The sequence below is a fragment of the Maricaulis sp. genome, assembly GCF_030149515.1.
In the GTDB taxonomy this organism is placed as follows: domain Bacteria; phylum Pseudomonadota; class Alphaproteobacteria; order Caulobacterales; family Maricaulaceae; genus Maricaulis.
Window position 1 is genome coordinate 16,060 of sequence record NZ_JASBRI010000012.1, and the last position, 16,788, is coordinate 32,847.

The window sequence follows — 16,788 nt, forward strand, 5'->3', positions numbered from 1 at the left end:
CGGGGGAGGCCCTGGTAAACTCGCCGCTTGCGCGCGCGTCAGCCGGCCACCGCCCCCACCCGGGTTGCGTTGGTAAAATAGCCGGCAAAATAAAACGTCGCGCAAGTCATGAACCGGAGCTTGGCGGGGCTTTCGCGCAAGGTCAATGCAGAAATACCGGATTTGCGTGCGGCGAGTGCAAAAAACAGTCCGGATATGCCCGGGGCCTCTTCATGCCTGGAGTGATGCAAAGTGGCCGCATTCACGTTGCCGCCTTCGAACTGAAAGCGAAACCTCCGTCACAGTCGGGGAGCCTCATCGTTCCCCGAATGCGCAGCCGGCCCAGCTCGAACGCTCCCCTTCCCTGGCAAAGCTCATCTCGATGCGTCGATAACGGGACTTCGCACGTGCTACGCTTTGACGAGCAATTCGAAGGCGCGCCACAAAAAAGGGCCGGAACATCAGTTCCGGCCCTCCCGATTGCGGAACTTGAATGTCCCGAACCTCAGTGCGCGATCGGGCTCTCGCCCGTCTCGCCGGCCTGCTGCGCGGCCACCGCCGCCAGTGCAGCTTCGTCGGCCTCGGTCCATTCGACCGGTTCGACTGGCTCGGTCAGGGCCCGCTTGAGTACTTCATCGACGGTCTCGACAGGAACTATCTCCAGGCCGGACTTCACATTGTCCGGGATCTCGGCCAGGTCCTTCTCGTTCTCCTGCGGGATCAGCACCGTCTTCACGCCGCCGCGCAGGGCCGCGAGGAGCTTTTCCTTCAGCCCGCCGATCGGCAGGACGCGGCCGCGCAGGGTGATCTCGCCCGTCATGGCGATATCCTTGCGCACCGGCACACCGGTGAGCACCGAGACGATGGCCGTCATCATGGCGATACCGGCGGAGGGACCGTCCTTGGGCGTGGCGCCTTCCGGTACGTGGACGTGGATGTCGGAGGAGCGGAACACGGTCGGCTTGATTCCCAGCGAGGGCGCGCGCGACTGCACGAACGAACTTGCTGCGGAGATCGATTCCTTCATCACGTCCTTGAGATTGCCGGTGACCGTCATCTTGCCGCGGCCGGGCATGCGCACGGCTTCAACGGTCAGAAGATCGCCGCCGACCTCCGTCCAGGCGAGGCCCGTCACGATGCCGACCTGGTCCTCCTTGTCGGTCTCGCCGAAGCGGAATTTCCGCACACCGGAATAATCGCCCAGGTTTTCAGGCGTGATCTCGATGGACTCGGCCTTGCCGCTTTCGATCTGGCGCACCGACTTGCGGGCCAGATTGGCGATCTCGCGTTCGAGATTCCGCACGCCCGCCTCGCGGGTGTAGTAGCGGATCAGATCGCGCAGCGCGTCTTCCGACAGCGACCACTCACCCTCTTTGAGCGCATGGTTCTTCAGCTGTTTGGGGATCAGGTGGCGTTTGGCGATCTCGACCTTCTCGTCCTCCGTATAGCCGGCGATGCGGATGATCTCCATCCGGTCGAGGAGCGGCTGCGGCAGGTTGAGTGTGTTGGCCGTGGTCACGAACATGATGTCGGACAGGTCGTAATCCACCTCCAGATAGTGATCGTTGAAGGTCGAATTCTGTTCCGGGTCCAGCACTTCCAGGAGGGCCGACGCCGGATCGCCGCGATAGTCGGCACCCAGCTTGTCAATCTCGTCCAGCAGGAAAAGCGGGTTGGACGATTTCACCTTCTTCATCGACTGGATGATGCGGCCCGGCATGGAGCCGATATAGGTGCGCCGGTGACCGCGGATCTCGGCCTCGTCGCGCACACCGCCCAGCGACATGCGCACGAAATCGCGGCCCGTCGCCTTGGCGATCGAACGGCCCAGCGAAGTCTTGCCGACGCCGGGCGGGCCTACGAGGCACAAGATGGGCCCGCGCATCTTCCTTGTGCGCGACTGCACCGCGAGATGCTCGAGAATGCGTTCCTTGACCTTTTCCAGCCCGTAGTGATCGTCTTCGAGGACGTCTTCGGCACGCGCCAGATCATTCTTCAGCCGCTTGCGCTTGTTCCAGGGCAGGGCCAGCAGCCAGTCCAGATAATTGCGCACGACCGTGGCTTCCGCCGACATCGGGCTCATCTGGCGCAGCTTCTTGAACTCCGCATCGGCCTTGGCGCGGGCTTCCTTGGACAGTTTGGCCTCGGCGAGGCGCTCTTCCAGCTCGGCCAGCTCCTCGCGGCCGTCATCGCCCTCGCCCAGCTCGCGCTGGATCGCCTTCATCTGCTCGTTGAGATAATATTCGCGCTGGGTCTTCTCCATCTGGCGCTTCACGCGCGACCGGATTTTCTTCTCGACTTGCAGCACACCGATCTCGCCCTCCATCAGGCCGAGCACGCGCTCGAGCCGGCGGGTCACGTCCGGTTCTTCCAGCAGCGACTGCTTTTCGTCGATCTTCACCGCGAGATGGGCGGAAATACTGTCGGCCAGCTTGCCGGGTTCCTGGATTTGCGACAGTGAGGCCAGGGCCTCTGGCGGGACCTTCTTGTTGAGTTTGACATAGTCCTCGAACTTGGCCGCAACCGTGCGCATCAGCGCTTCAAGCTCGGCCTCGTCGCCCGGGTCCTCGGCGATCGGCTCGCAAATGGCCTCGTAATAATCGTCGCGCGCCGTGTAGCCGGTGATGTCCACGCGCGTTCCGCCTTCGACCAGAACCTTCACCGTGCCATCGGGCAGTTTCAGCAATTGCAGCACCGAGGCGACCACGCCCGTGGCATGGATGGCGTCGGTGGCCGGCTCGTCGTCGGCGGCGTTCTTCTGCGTCGCCAGCAGGATTTGCTTGTCCGCCTTCATCACCTCTTCGAGCGCCTTGACGGATTTCTCGCGGCCGACAAAGAGCGGCACAATCATGTGCGGAAATACGACAATGTCGCGAAGCGGCAGAAGCGGAAGTGTCTTGGTATTGGACATTATGACTCCATGCGCACCCAACACCCGGGCGCGTGCAGATCTCTTTTCAGATCGTGGCTCGATTCGGGTCTGCCGGAGCCGGCTATCGGCCTCCGGCGCAACCCGTCTGGATCAGAAAGTGGCGATCGCCAGGGCCGAAATCAAGCGCCCGTGCGCTTGTCGTCCTTGCGCTCGGCGTAGATGAAGAGCGGTTTGGCATTGCCTTCAACCACTTCACCATTGACCACAATCTCCTCCACGCCTTCCAGACCCGGCAGGTCGAACATCGTCTCCAGGAGGATGCCTTCCATGATCGAGCGCAGGCCGCGCGCACCGGTCTTGCGGGCGATGGCCTTGTGGGAGACCGCCTTGAGCGCATCTTCGGTAAAGGTGAGGCCGACCCCCTCCATCTCGAACAGGCGCTGATACTGTTTTACCAGCGCGTTCTTCGGCTCGGTCAGGATCTGCACCAGGGCGTCCTCGTCGAGATCTTCCAGCGTCGCGATGACCGGCAGGCGGCCGACGAATTCCGGGATCAGGCCGAAGCGCAGCAGGTCATCCGGCTCCACTTCGCGCAGGATCTCGCCGGTGCGGCGGGCATCCGGTTCGCGCACATCGGCCCCGAAACCGATGGCCGAGCCCTGGCCGCGCTGGGAGATGACCTTGTCGAGACCGGCAAACGCACCGCCGACGACGAAGAGGATATTGGTCGTGTCGACCTGCAGGAATTCCTGCTGGGGATGCTTGCGCCCGCCCTGCGGCGGCACCGATGCGACGGTGCCTTCCATGATTTTCAGCAGGGCCTGCTGCACGCCCTCGCCCGACACGTCGCGCGTTATGGACGGATTGTCGGACTTGCGGGAAATCTTGTCGATCTCGTCGATATAGACAATGCCGCGCTGGGCCCGCTCGACATTGTAGTCGGCCGACTGCAGCAGTTTCAGGACGATATTCTCGACATCCTCGCCCACATAACCCGCTTCGGTCAGCGTCGTCGCATCGGCCATGGTGAAGGGCACGTCGAGAATGCGCGCCAGCGTCTGGGCCAGAAGCGTCTTGCCGCACCCTGTCGGACCGATCAGCAGGATGTTCGACTTGGCCAGTTCCACATCCGCGTTCTGGGAGGCGTGGTTGAGGCGCTTGTAGTGATTGTGCACCGCCACGGCCAGCACGCGCTTGGCATGGGCCTGGCCGATGACATAGTCGTTGAGGACACCGAAGATTTCCTGCGGCGTGGGAACCCCCTCCTTGGATTTGACCAGGGAGGACTTGTTCTCCTCACGGATGATGTCCATGCAGAGTTCGACGCATTCATCGCAGATGAACACGGTGGGCCCGGCAATCAGCTTGCGCACCTCGTGCTGGCTCTTCCCGCAGAAAGAGCAGTAGAGGGTGTTCTTCGACTCGCCGTCTCCGCCCGTCGTCTTACTCATGACAGCTCCAATTCAACCCGCAGGCATTTCCATAATGCCCGCTTTCGCCTTCAGCCTCGTGCAAAATCAAGGCCGAACTTTAGCGAAAGGTTTCCGACGGTGGTCATTCGATCACAGAGATGCAGTCGGGATCAACCATCCAGACCGCGTCCCGGCCAGAACCTAGCCGTCAGATCCTTCCTTTTCACCGCCCGTCCTGTGTTCGATCACCTGGTCGATCAGCCCGAACTCCTTGCCTTCCTCCGCCGACATGAAGTTGTCGCGGTCGAGCGCGGTTTCCACCTCGTCATACTTGCGGCCGGTGTGATGCACATAGATCTCGTTCAGCCGCCGCTTGATCTTCTGGATATCCGCCGCATGACGCTCGATATCCGAGGCCTGGCCGCGGAAACCCCCGGAAGGCTGGTGCACCATGATGCGCGCATTCGGTGTAGCGAAGCGCATGTCCTTCTCGCCCGCAGTCAGCAGCAGCGAGCCCATCGACGCCGCCATGCCCAGACAGATCGTGGAAACCGGCGAGCGGATGTACTGCATCGTGTCGTAGATCGCCAGCCCCGCCGAGACCACACCGCCGGGCGAATTGATGTACATGGAGATTTCCTTCTTCGGGTTCTCCGACTCCAGGAAGAGGAGCTGGGCCACGATCAGGCTCGCCATGTGATCCTCGATGGGACCGGTCACGAAAATGATGCGCTCCTTGAGGAGGCGCGAATAGATATCGAAGGAGCGTTCGCCCCGGCTGGTCTGCTCGACGACGATCGGAACCAGATTCATCGCCACGTCCTGGGGATCATACATGTCGCGCTCCTTGGGATTTCGGCCGCCGGCTGGCGCCGATTCTCTTCAGACGGGATGGACCAAATATTGCGGCGCTCGCACCGGCGTGCAAGGCACCACCTGCACACTCGCCTGCGAATACCCGGCAAAAACAAAAACGCCGGTGCTGAAACACCGGCGTTCTGCTGTCCGATCAGACCGAAGTATCAGGCGTCCTTATTGGCCGCTGCCTTTTTCTTGGCAGGAGCCTTCTTCTTGGCCGCCGGCTTGTCCCCGTCCGCCTTGGCGGCGGTCTTCTTCGCGGGGGCTTTCTTGGCGGCCGGCTTCTTCTCGCCGTTCCCGGCCTTGGCCGCCGCCTTCTTGGCCGGTGCCTTCTTCTTGGCCGGAGCTTTCTTCTTGGCCGGCGCCGGAGCTTCGTCCTCCTCGGCGTAGAGCGTTTCCTTGGACACGCTCTTTTCGCTCACATCGGCCAGTTCGAGGATGTAGTCGACGACCTTTTCCTCATAGAGCGGCGCGCGCAGCTGGGCCACGGCCTGCGGTTTCTTCTGGTAGAATTCGACGACCTGGCGCTCCTGGCCCGGATAGCGCACGGCTTCCTGGTTGATGGCGCGGGAGAGCTCTTCCTGGGTCACGTCGATATTGTTGCGGCGGCCAATCTCGGCGAGGACCAGGCCCAGGCGCACCCGGCGCTCGGCAATGCCGCGATACTCGGCCTTGAGCTCGTCTTCCGACTTGCCCTTGTCTTCCTCTTCCAGGTGATCGTGCTCGATCGCATGGGAGACTTCGCGCCAGATATTCTCGAACTCGGCCTCGACCATTTTCGGCGGCAGATCGAAGGTGTGCTGGGCATCGAGCTCGTCGAGCAGCGCACGCTTCACCTTCAGGCGGGACTGCTGGGCATGCTCGCGTTCGAAATTCTTCTTCAGCGCATCCTTCAGACCGTCGAGATCCTCCAGGCCCAGGCGCTTGGCCAGCTCGTCGTCGATCTTGGCTTCGCCCGGGGCCTCGATGGCCTTCACGGTCACATCGAACTCGGCTTCCTTGCCCGCCAGGTGCTGGGCCTGGTACTGGTCGGGGAAGGTTACCTTGAGCACGCGCTCCTCGCCGGTCTTGGCACCGACCAGCTGCTCCTCGAAACCCGGAATGAAGGCACCGTCGCCAATGGCGACGCGGGCATCCTCGGCGGCACCGCCCTCGAAGGCCTCGCCGTCGATCTTGCCGACGAAATCCACGACCACGACATCGCCCTCTTCCGCCTTGGCGTTCTTGCCGCCCTTCTTGGCCGAGAATTCGCGGTTCTCACTGGCCAGGCGCTCCAGCGCCTCGTTGATCTCGTCGTCCTCGACATCGGCCACCGGACGCTCGACCTTCAGCTTGGCCGGGTCGGCGGGTTCGAATTCCGGCATCACTTCCAGCGAAATCTCGAAGGAGAAGTCGGCCTTGCCGGCCATCACGTCCTGGGCTTCGCTCGTCACCTTGACGTCAGGCTGGGAGGCCGGGCGGATTTTCTTCTCGTCGAGGGTCTTCTGGGTGGTGTCCGGCACGAGTTCGTTCAGCAGGTCGCCCATGATGCTTTCGCCGAACATCTTGCGGATGTGGCTGGCGGGCACCTTGCCCGGGCGGAAGCCCTTCAGGCGGACTTCCGGACGGATCTCCTCGATCTTCGCATCCAGGCGAGCTTGCAGATCGTCCTTGGGAAAGACGATCTCGAAAGTGCGGCTCAAGCCTTCGGAGGATTTCTCGATGACGTTCATGGGTTGGCCTTAGAGTTCTGTTTTTGGGGCGGAGCATATCCGCGAGCAAAATCGAGCGCGCGTTATGTCATGGGGATTCGCCCCGTGCAACGCTGCGACGCCGCTGGCGGGTGCGGATTGCAGCGAGACGGCAGGCCCGGTGCGTGCCGGCCCGCCCCCGGTGCAAAGGCGTCGAAGCAGCGACCGCTTCGCCCCGGATACGCACCAGGGGCGAAGGCCCCGCCGGGGCATTCTCCGTCCAAAATCGATTCACTGGATCGATTTTCTGCCTCCGGCAGACCGACTACGAATGGTGCGGATGAGAGGACTCGAACCTCCACGGGTTGCCCCACTGGAACCTAAATCCAGCGCGTCTACCAGTTCCGCCACATCCGCATGTGAACAGGCGGTGGGGTCATCGCATGCACCTTGTCCGCGTGCAAGCCGCCGGCGCCTCGGACAAGCTCAATGGCGCATTAAGGGTCTGCGGCACAGAATGGTCGGTGATAGTTAGCCGTGTGCGGGCATCGGGGCCGATGAGCCAGGATTTCAAATCGAAACTGAAGACCCTGCTTGCCGGGCGGGCCGATATCGATATCGGCCAGTTCAAACTCCTCGGCCTCAGCGAGATCCGCACGGCGGCCGGCGACAACTGGCCCAGGCTCAAAAGCCGCGTATTCACGGCTGGCAGCCAGCTAATCGCCCGCCATGCCGGCCCGAATGACATCGTCATGCCGTGCGGCGACGGTTTCCTGGTGCTTATGGCCGACACCTGCGAGGACAAGGCGGCCCGGCTCGATGCAATCGGCGCAAAACTGCGCGACTTCTTTCTCGGGGCGGCGGACCTCGAGGCGATGGCCGTCGAGACGTCCGTCCGCACGGCAAAGGCAGAGGAAGCCGAGAACCTGGCCCGGACCGTCTCAACCGGCGAGACCGATGTGGAGCGCCGGCATGCCCCGCGACCGGCTCCGGCCGAGACCGACCCGTCCAGGGATGGTGCCCGCATTCCCTTCTTCCGGCCGGTCTGGGACGCCCAGAAACACGCGATCGCGGCGAATGCCTGCCACACCAAGGTGACGGTCGGCGGACGGGCGCTGGACGGCCGGCGCGTCATCGAGACACGCATGGCCCCGGTCACCTATGCCGAACTGGATCACATCGCCCAGACGGCGGGATTTGATGCCCTGATGCGGGCGGTCCGCGCGCAGAAGCCGACCCAGATCTGCCTGACCATTCACGCCGAAACCTGGGCCGAAAAGACCGAGCGCGACACCATTCTCGGCCGGTTCAACCGGTTACCAGATGGCGTGCGCTCCGCCTTCCTGGTCCGTTTCGACGGCCTGGCCGGCGATCTGCCGGCCACGGCCGAAGCCCTGCGCGAACTGGGTGAGACGGGGGTCAGCCTGGTGGCGGAAATTCCGTTCGGCGAGACCGACCTGTCGGCTTTCGACGACCTTGATATCCAGCTGTTCGGCTGCCGCTGCCGGCCGCCCGCCAACCTCAATTCCGAAGGCCTGCTGGATCACGACAAGGCAGCGCTCAGCGCGCTGGTCAGGACCGCCCAGGCCCGCGGCGGCGCCACTTGTCTGCAGGATGTGCGCGACATTTATGTGCTCAAGGAGGCCATGGCCTGCGGCATCCGCTTCTTCTCCGGCCAAACCGTCGTGGCGGACCGGCAAACGCCCGCGCCGATGCAGGCGTTGTCGATGATGGACATCTACAGGATGCAGAAATCGGCATAAGCTATTGAACGATAGCGCTTTCGAACCATAGAACGGTTCCCGCCGCTGCTGAAAATGCTCTGGACGCCCGGCCGGAAGCGCGCCGATATGGGCAGATGAACGAGACGCCCGAACGCACCGCCTTCGACTGGGACACCCGGTTTCGCGACGACGACACGCCCTGGGAACGCCCGGACCTGCATCCGGCCGTTGCCGACTGGACACAGGCAGGCGAACTCGCCGCCGGCTGCAGCGTCATCATACCCGGATGCGGACGCGCGCCGGAGCTCGGGCATTTCGCCCGCATGGGGCTTGCCGCAACCGGTGCCGACATTTCACCCACTGCAATTGCGTGGCAAAGAACCCAGCTGGCCGAGGCCGGAGCGACGGCCACGCTGATCGAAGGCGATGTCCTGGCCTGGCGGCCCGAAGCGCCGGCCGATCTCGTCTACGAGCAGACCTTCCTGTGCGCCATCCCGCCCCGCCTGCGCGAGGCCTATGAACATGCCGTCTTCGACTGGCTGAAGCCAGGCGGACATCTGCTCGCCCTCTTCATGCAAAAGGAGGAGAAAGGCGGGCCGCCCTATGGCTGCTCTCTGGAGGCGATGCGGATCCTGTTTCCGGCCGAACGCTGGATCTGGCCGGACGACAACCGCTTCATCCCCTACCCGCACCCCAGCCTGGGCGGCAAGCCGGAGCTCGGCGGCATTCTGGTCCGCCGCTAGGCCGGATCCTCCGCCGCATCCGCAAGCGGGGTCTGTTTGCGGCGGCGCTGCTTGCCGTGCTTGGCCGTCATGGGGGCGCGGGTGAGTACGAAGATCGCGGCCAGCGTGCCCGAGAGCAGGTTGGCCGCGGCGATTCCGCCGATCACACCTAGCGGCGTGTCGAACAGGAAGGATCCCGCCAGGACCAGCGGTACCATCAGGCCGAGGGCCCGGCCGGCGGTAATCGCCATGCCGTGGGCCGGACGGCCCAGACCGTTGAAACCCGCACTCGCCGCAATCGTGATGCCATAACCGGCGATGGTCAGCGAGACGACGCGCCAGTAGGTGACCGCGGTGGCCTGGCCGGCCTCGGACGGCAGGAAGGCGGCGGCGAACCAGTCCGCGCCGATCCACAGCACCGCCGCCACGGCCAGGCCCCAGCCGATGCAGAACAGGAAGGAGGAGCGGAAGGCCTGGCGCACCCGGTCGAGCCGGTCGGCACCGCCATTCTGGCCGGTCACAGCGCCGATGCAGGCCGACAGCGCAAACAGCGGCACGATGGCGAAGGCCTCGATCCGGCCCGCCACGCCCAGCCCGCCGACCGCAGCATCGCCGAAGCGCGCCATGGCCAGTCCCGACATGGCCACGGTCATGGCGACGGGATTGAAGATGTTGGAGATACAGGCGGGGATGCCCACCCGGGCGATATCCAGCCAGTGATGCCAGACTTCGCCGAAGTCCTCCCAGTTGAAATCGATCAGCTTTTCCCGGACGACGAGATACCAGAGCACCATCAGGAACGTGCAGCCATTGGCGGCCACGGTGGCCAGCGCCGCCCCCGACACGCCCCAGCCCAGGCCCGGAAACAGGCCGAACACATCGTCGAGAATGAAGATCGGGTCGAGCACCAGATTCACGGCCGCCGCCGCCATCATCATCACCGAGGGAATGACGGCATTGCCCAGGGCGCGCAGGATATTGCCCGCCACCATCGGTCCGACGATCAGCACGATACCGGCAAACCAGACCGTCATGTAGTCCACCAGATGCGGCATCATGCTGTCGCTGGCGCCGAGCGCGCGGAACAGGGTCTCTACATTGAGAATGCCGACAACCGACACCGCACCGACCAGCAGGATCGCCAGCATCATCGCATCGGTGGAGATACGCGGGATGGAGGAACTGTCCTTGCGGCCGGCGGCCCGCGAGACGGCGGATACCGATCCGGCGCCCAGGCCGATCGAGACACTCATCACCAGCATGGTGACCGGGAAACTCATCTGCACGGCCGCCTGCTGGGCCGTGCCCAGCGTACCCACCCAATAGGTGTCGATGATCCCGACCAGCATCATCGCCAGAATGCCGAAACTCATCGGCATCAGCATTCGCAGGATGTGCCCGAAGACCGGACCTTCCGTCATATCGCGTGCAGACCGTCCGGCCATGAAAATCCCCTCGCTTGGTCGGCGTCGACCTTAGATAGGAAGGCCGCAGCCTGTCTGCAGCACAATGCCGTCAATTCGGTGTGAGGCGGCTGCGATCCACCCTCAGACCTAGGACAGGCCGGCTCGCCTGTCGCCCGCCAGTCTGCGTATGACAGCTCTGCACCGATCCGCGATCAGGCGGCTGGTGCGTTGAGATCGTAGGCTGCAATGCCGGCCAGGTTGACGATATCGCTGACCGAGGCCCCCAGACGGGCGATCTGGACCGGTTTTTCCAGCCCCACAAGCATCGGCCCGATCACCGTCGCCCCGCCGGCCGCCTTGAGGAGCCGCACCGCGATCGACGCTGAGTGGACGGCCGGCATGATCAGCACATTTGCCGGCTGGGTCAGGCGCGAGAACGGATAGAGCTGGTGATGATCCGGGTCGAGCGCGACGTCCGCCGCCATTTCGCCCTCGTATTCGAAATCCACGCCCAGCGCATCGAGCCGGCTGACCGCATCCTGGACCTTCGTCGTGCGCTCGCCCGGCGGATTGCCGAAGGAAGAATAGGACAAGAAGGCCAGGTGCGGCGTCAGGCCGAGCCGTTTGGCGGCGTTGGCCGTGGCGATGGCGATTTCGGACAGCGCCTGGGCATCGGGGAACTCGGTTACCGACACATCGCCGATGATCAGGGTGCGCCCGCGCGTCACAGCGGCTGTGACGCCGACGGTACGGCTGCCCTCCACCGGATCCAGCACCAGTTCGACATCGTTCATGACGACATTGGAGTGACGCGTCACCCCGGTCACCATGCCGTCGGCATGGCCCATTTTCAGCATGCAGGCAGAGAAGACATTGCGGTCATTATTGACCCGGCGTTGCACGTCGCGGCGCAGATAGCCCTTCCGCTGCAAGCGTTCGTAGAGATAGTCGGAATAGTCGGCATTGTATTCGGACAGGCGCGCATTGCAGACCTCCAGCGTCCCCTTGGGAATGCCGAGCTCCTTCATGTTGGCCTCGACCACATCCTCGCGCGCCACCAGGACCGGCTTACCCAGACCCTGGGTCTGGAAGGCATAGGCCGCCCGGATCACGGCCGGCTCCTCACCCTCGGCAAAGACGATGGTCTTCGGCTCGGCCCGGATGGAAGCGGAAATGCGCTGCTGCAGTGCCGCCGTCGGATCGAGCCGTCGCGCCAGCACCTGCTTGTAGTTGTCCTGTTCGGAAATCGGCCGGCGGGCGACGCCGGTATCGATCGCTGCCTGGGCGACGAAGGGCGGCACCCAGGAGATCAGCCGCGGATCGAACGGCGTGGGAATGATGTAGTCGCGGCCATATTGCAGGCGCTCCACCCGGTAGGCCCTGGCCACCTCGTCGGGCACGTCCTCGCGCGCCAGCGCCGCAAGTGCCTGGGCCGCCGCGATCTTCATCTCCTCGTTGATCGTGCGCGCCCGCACGTCCAGAGCCCCGCGGAAAATGTAGGGAAAACCCAGCACATTATTGACCTGGTTGGGATAGTCCGAACGTCCCGTCGCCATGATCACGTCGTCGCGCACCTCGGCCACCTCCTCCGGTGTGATTTCCGGGGTGGGATTGGCCATGGCGAAGATAATGGGATTGGGCGCCAGCGAGGCGACGATTTCCCTGGTGAAGACGCCCGCTGCCGACAGGCCCAGCAGGACATCGGCGCCTTCGGCGGCCTCGGCCAGGGTGCGCTTGTCCGTGTCGATGGCGTGCTTCATCAGGCGTTCATGCCCGCCCGGCCGGCCGGTATAGACCACGCCGTCGATATCGACGACGGTAGTGTTTTCCGGCTTCACGCCCATCGACTCGATCAGTTCGAGCACGGACAGGCCCGCCGCCCCGGCCCCGCACAGAACGACCTTCAGATCCTCGAACCTTCGTCCCGTCAGATCGCAGGCATTGATCAGGCCCGCCGCGGCGATGATCGCCGTGCCGTGCTGGTCGTCGTGAAAGACCGGAATGTCCAGCTCTTCGCGCAGGCGTGTTTCGATCTCGAAGCATTCCGGCGCCTTGATGTCTTCCAGATTGATGCCGCCGAACGTATTGCCGAATCCGCGCACGCATTCGATGAACTTGTCGGGATCGGTGTAGTCGACCTCGACATCGACCGCATCGATATCGGCAAAGCGCTTGAACAGCACCGCCTTGCCTTCCATTACCGGCTTGGAGGCCGCCGCCCCCAGATTGCCCAGTCCCAGGATCGCGGTGCCGTTGGACACGACCGCGACCATATTACCCTTGGAGGTGTAGTCGTAGACCGTTTCCGGGTTTTCCGCGATCGCCCGTACCGGCGCGGCCACGCCTGGCGAATAGGCCAGGGCGAGATCGCGCTGGGTGGCCATGGGCTTGGTCGGCGCGACGCCGAGCTTGCCCGGCACGGGTTTCATGTGAAAGGCGAGTGCGTCGGCGTCGATCTGATCGTTGGGGCGAACAGTGGATTCAGAAGGCATGGGGGTCGTCCGGTCGAGGGTGGGAGGCGAACATGGACCGCGCCGCCGCGGTAGCCAAGCCCCGGCAAGCGCCTAGCTCTTATGCTCCAGCAGATGGCTCGCGGCGGCCCGGCGGCGTTGTGCGCGGGCGAGATCGTGCAGGCATTCCGGCAGGATTTCCGGCAGGTCCTCGGCGATCAGCCCCGGGCCCAGGCGCCGCCCGGCATCGCCATGCAGCCAGGCCGCAGCACAGGCGGCCTGGACGGCCGGCATGCCGCGCACCAGAAGGCCGCCGATCATGCCGGCCAGCACATCCCCGCTGCCCGCTGTCGCCAGGGCCGGCGAGGCATGCCGGTTGACCGCGGGCGTGTGGCCGGGCGCGGCCACGACCGTGTCCGGCCCCTTGAGCAGGACGATGCAGCCGGCCCGCTCCGCGGCCCGGCGGGTGCGCTCGATCCTGTTGCCGCTCTCCGGACCCAGATCGGGGAACAGGCGGCGAAACTCGCCCTCGTGCGGCGTCAGCACATCGCCGGTGCGAAGGAGGCTGAACAGAACCGCCGGATCGTCTTCGAAACTGGTCAGGGCGTCGGCGTCGAGCACCAGCGCGGCGCCCTGCCCGGCCGCGCTGCGGACGGCCTCACGCGCCGCCTCCCCCACGCCCAGCGCCGGCCCCAAAACTGCGGCATCCGCACGCAGTTCGGCCAGCACCGGCCCGGCCTCGGGCGCGTCAGCCCAGCGCCGCACCATGACGGCCGTCGAGGCGGCGGCATTGACCAGCAACGCCTCCGGCGGGCTGACCAGCGTTACCAGCCCGGCCCCCATGCGCAGCCCCGCCCGCGCGGCCAGGCGCGCCGCCCCGGTCGAGGAGACCCCGCCGGTGAACACCGCCAACCGGCCGCGTGCGTGTTTGTGATCGTCCCTGCGCTCCACCGGCAGGCCTGCCAGCCAGCCGGCCGGCGTGTTCACGGCCGCCACGGGTGTTACGACCGAGCGCCAGCCGCCGGGAATGCCGATATCGGCCACAACCACCTCGCCGCACAGGGATGCCGCCGGATCGAGCACATGAGCCGGTTTGCGCGCGTGGAAGGTGACGGTCAGCGTCGCCGGGGCCACGGGACCGGCTTTCGCGGTGCCGTCTCCGGGAAGTCCCGATGGCAGGTCCGCCGCGATGACCGGAACTCCCGCCCTGGTCATTGCATCCGCCAGGGCGGCGGCAGGCCCGTCCAGCGGACGGCTGAGCCCGGCGCCGAACAGGGCGTCCACGATCAGCCCGGCCCCTTCGAGAAATCCCGGCTCGGCCGGTTCGGCCGCCATGCCCCAGGCATCCCGCGCCCAGGCGGCATCGCCCTTGAGAGATCCGGCATCGCCCAGCAGCGCCACGCGCACATCCCAGCCCGCCTCGCGCAGGGCCGCGGCCGCCACGAATCCGTCGCCGCCATTATTGCCCGGCCCGCACAGGACATGCACCGGGCGCCGTGCCCAGCGAGCGCGAATCGCGTCAGCCATCGCACGCCCCGCCTTGTCCATAAGGCCTTGCGACGCCACACCGTTTTCAACGGCATAACGGTCACAGGCACCGCAATCCTTGGTCGACAGGACGTCATCGTGCATGGTCGCTCCATTGTGTAGCAGTGGCGCCCGTTTGTGAGGCATTTATCGAACCGGCTGTTTGAGAGTACGGTTTCAACCTTGTCACGTTTCGGCCCGGCTCTAGCGTCGCGGCGAGATCATTGGAGTCGGTGATGAAGAAAATCGAAGCCATCATAAAGCCCTTCAAGCTCGACGACGTGAAGGAGGCCCTGCAGGAAATCGGCGTGCAGGGGCTCACCGTCATCGAGGCCAAGGGTTTCGGGCGGCAGAAAGGTCATACGGAACTCTATCGCGGCGCCGAATACGTCGTCGACTTCCTGCCCAAGATCAAAATCGAACTCGTGCTGCCGGCCGACCGGGTCGATGCGGCCATCGAGGCGATCCAGAACGCGGCCCAGACCGGCCGGATCGGCGACGGCAAAATTTTCGTCAGCCCGATCGAAAGCGTCATTCGCATCCGCACCGGCGAAACCGGCCGCGACGCGCTTTAACACCGAAACCGACGACAAAACCCCGGAGCCCGGCCCATGTCAGATGCCATCCTGAAGAAACTCAAGGACGAAGACATCCAGTATGTCGACCTGCGCTTTACCGACCCGCGCGGCAAGTGGCAGCACGTCACCTTCGATCGTTCCCAGGTGAACGAGGACTTTTTCGAGGACGGGATCATGTTCGACGGCTCCTCGATCGCCGGCTGGAAGGCGATCAACGAGTCCGACATGGTGCTCAAGCCGGACACGCACTACGCCACGCTTGACCCGTTCTATCAGCAGCCCACCCTGGTGATGATCTGCGACATCCTCGAACCGGGTACGGGCGAGGCCTATAACCGCGACCCGCGCACCACGGCCAAGAAGGCCGAAGCCTTCCTGAAATCCTCCGGCATCGGCGACACCGCCTATTTCGGTCCGGAAGCCGAATTCTTCGTGTTCGACGACGTCAAGTGGCGCGCCTCGCAGGAAGAGACCGGCTACAAGCTGGACAGCGAAGAGGGGCCCTGGAATTCCTCGAGCGACTTCGAGGGCGGCAATCTGGGCCACCGTCCCGGCATCAAGGGCGGCTATTTCCCGGTCAATCCGGTCGATAGCGGCCAGGACATGCGCTCGGAAATGCTGGCCGTTCTTGAGGAACTGGGCTGCGAGCCGGAAAAGCACCACCATGAAGTGGCGCCGTCCCAGCACGAGCTGGGGATGAAATTCTCCTCGCTCACAACGATGGCCGACCGCATGCAGCTGTATAAGTATACGGTGCACATGGTCTCCCACGCCTACGGCAAGACCGCGACCTTCATGCCCAAACCGGTCTGGAACGACAACGGCACCGGCATGCACGTGCACCAGTCGATCTGGAAGGACGGCAATCCGCTGTTCGCCGGCGACCGCTATGCCGACCTGTCGGAGACCTGCCTCCACTATATCGGCGGCATCATCAAGCACGCACGCGCCATCAATGCCTTCGCCAACGCCTCGACAAATTCCTACAAGCGCCTGGTGCCGGGCTTCGAAGCGCCGGTCCTGCTGGCCTATTCCGCGCGCAACCGTTCCGCCTCGATCCGTATTCCGTGGGTCTCCTCGCCCAAGGCCAAGCGTATCGAGACACGCTTCCCGGATCCTGCCGGCAATCCCTATCTGACCTATTCGGCGCTGCTGATGGCCGGTCTCGACGGGATCGAGAACAAGATCGATCCGGGCGACGCCATGGACAAGGATCTCTACGACCTGCCGCCGGAAGAGCTCAAGGACATACCAACCGTCTGCCGCTCGCTGCGCGAAGCCCTCGAATCGCTCGATGCCGACCGCGACTTCCTCAAGAAGGGCGGCGTCATGGATGACGACCAGATCGACGCCTATATCGATCTCAAGATGGAAGAGGTGCTGCGTTTCGAAATGCACCCGCATCCGGTCGAGTTCGACATGTATTACTCCTGCTAGGCAGCACGCCTGGCGGCAGGATTGCGAGACCGCCGGACGGCCGGGCCCAGCGCCCGGCCGTTTCCGTTGCGCTTTCGTGCATCTGCCACGGTCGACGCGGGGCGAAGCATTCGCTACAAATCCTCAACCATTCGGCAAATCCCTCCCGGGAAA

Annotated in this window: 12 protein-coding genes and 1 tRNA gene; 4 read left to right on the forward strand and 9 right to left on the reverse strand. The window is 64.3% G+C overall.

Going from position 1 to position 16,788, the window contains the following annotated elements; genetic code table 11:
* Nucleotides 1–38: 38 nt before the first annotated feature.
* The 6 genes from Q1U94_RS04780 to Q1U94_RS04805 form a co-directional block, all read right to left on the reverse strand.
* On the reverse strand, nucleotides 39–245 hold the full coding sequence (locus Q1U94_RS04780; RefSeq protein ID WP_300542359.1) for a hypothetical protein: 207 nt from the start codon (nucleotides 243–245) through the stop codon (nucleotides 39–41).
* Between the two features lie 239 nt (nucleotides 246–484).
* Nucleotides 485–2,890, reverse strand: coding sequence for an endopeptidase La (lon, locus tag Q1U94_RS04785; protein ID WP_300542361.1), 2,406 nt, complete (start codon nucleotides 2,888–2,890; stop codon nucleotides 485–487).
* A 140-nt stretch (nucleotides 2,891–3,030) separates the two neighbouring features.
* Nucleotides 3,031–4,302: an ATP-dependent Clp protease ATP-binding subunit ClpX gene (gene clpX, locus Q1U94_RS04790; RefSeq protein WP_300542362.1), complete on the reverse strand. Its 1,272-nt coding sequence runs from the start codon at nucleotides 4,300–4,302 to the stop codon at nucleotides 3,031–3,033.
* Nucleotides 4,303–4,464: 162 nt separating this feature from the next.
* Nucleotides 4,465–5,100, reverse strand: a complete 636-nt coding sequence (locus tag Q1U94_RS04795) for an ATP-dependent Clp protease proteolytic subunit (RefSeq protein WP_300542363.1) — start codon at nucleotides 5,098–5,100, stop codon at nucleotides 4,465–4,467.
* A gap of 185 nt (nucleotides 5,101–5,285) precedes the next feature.
* Nucleotides 5,286–6,833 (reverse strand): trigger factor, encoded by a 1,548-nt coding sequence (gene tig, locus Q1U94_RS04800; RefSeq protein ID WP_300542365.1) that lies wholly within the window; start codon nucleotides 6,831–6,833, stop codon nucleotides 5,286–5,288.
* A 290-nt stretch (nucleotides 6,834–7,123) separates the two neighbouring features.
* Nucleotides 7,124–7,208, reverse strand: a tRNA-Leu gene (locus Q1U94_RS04805).
* A 26-nt stretch (nucleotides 7,209–7,234) separates the two neighbouring features.
* On the opposite strand from Q1U94_RS04805, the gene Q1U94_RS04810 reads away from it, so the two are divergent.
* A complete protein-coding gene (locus tag Q1U94_RS04810) occupies nucleotides 7,235–8,554 on the forward strand; it encodes a hypothetical protein (protein WP_300542367.1) in 1,320 nt (439 codons plus the stop codon).
* 95 nt (nucleotides 8,555–8,649) lie between these two features.
* A complete protein-coding gene (locus tag Q1U94_RS04815; RefSeq protein ID WP_300542368.1) occupies nucleotides 8,650–9,258 on the forward strand; it encodes a methyltransferase domain-containing protein in 609 nt (202 codons plus the stop codon).
* Here the strand turns inward: Q1U94_RS04815 and Q1U94_RS04820 are convergent.
* The 3 genes from Q1U94_RS04820 to Q1U94_RS04830 form a co-directional block, all read right to left on the reverse strand.
* Nucleotides 9,255–10,682 (reverse strand): MATE family efflux transporter, encoded by a 1,428-nt coding sequence (locus Q1U94_RS04820; RefSeq protein WP_300542370.1) that lies wholly within the window; start codon nucleotides 10,680–10,682, stop codon nucleotides 9,255–9,257. The two genes, Q1U94_RS04815 and Q1U94_RS04820, sit on opposite strands and share 4 nt — an antisense overlap.
* Nucleotides 10,683–10,855: 173 nt before the next feature.
* A complete protein-coding gene (locus tag Q1U94_RS04825; protein ID WP_300542371.1) occupies nucleotides 10,856–13,135 on the reverse strand; it encodes an NADP-dependent malic enzyme in 2,280 nt (759 codons plus the stop codon).
* A gap of 72 nt (nucleotides 13,136–13,207) precedes the next feature.
* The gene (locus tag Q1U94_RS04830) at nucleotides 13,208–14,725 is read right to left on the reverse strand and encodes an NAD(P)H-hydrate dehydratase (protein WP_300542372.1); all 1,518 of its coding nucleotides are present in this window, start codon (nucleotides 14,723–14,725) and stop codon (nucleotides 13,208–13,210) included.
* A 131-nt stretch (nucleotides 14,726–14,856) separates the two neighbouring features.
* Between Q1U94_RS04830 and Q1U94_RS04835 the strand changes: the two genes are divergently transcribed.
* Together Q1U94_RS04835 and glnA are read left to right on the forward strand one after the other, a co-directional pair.
* Entirely contained in the window at nucleotides 14,857–15,195 is a 339-nt protein-coding gene (locus tag Q1U94_RS04835) for a P-II family nitrogen regulator (RefSeq protein ID WP_271186785.1), read from the forward strand.
* Between the two features lie 36 nt (nucleotides 15,196–15,231).
* Nucleotides 15,232–16,635, forward strand: coding sequence for a type I glutamate--ammonia ligase (gene glnA, locus Q1U94_RS04840; protein ID WP_300542376.1), 1,404 nt, complete (start codon nucleotides 15,232–15,234; stop codon nucleotides 16,633–16,635).
* The last annotated feature ends 153 nt before the right edge of the window (nucleotides 16,636–16,788 follow it).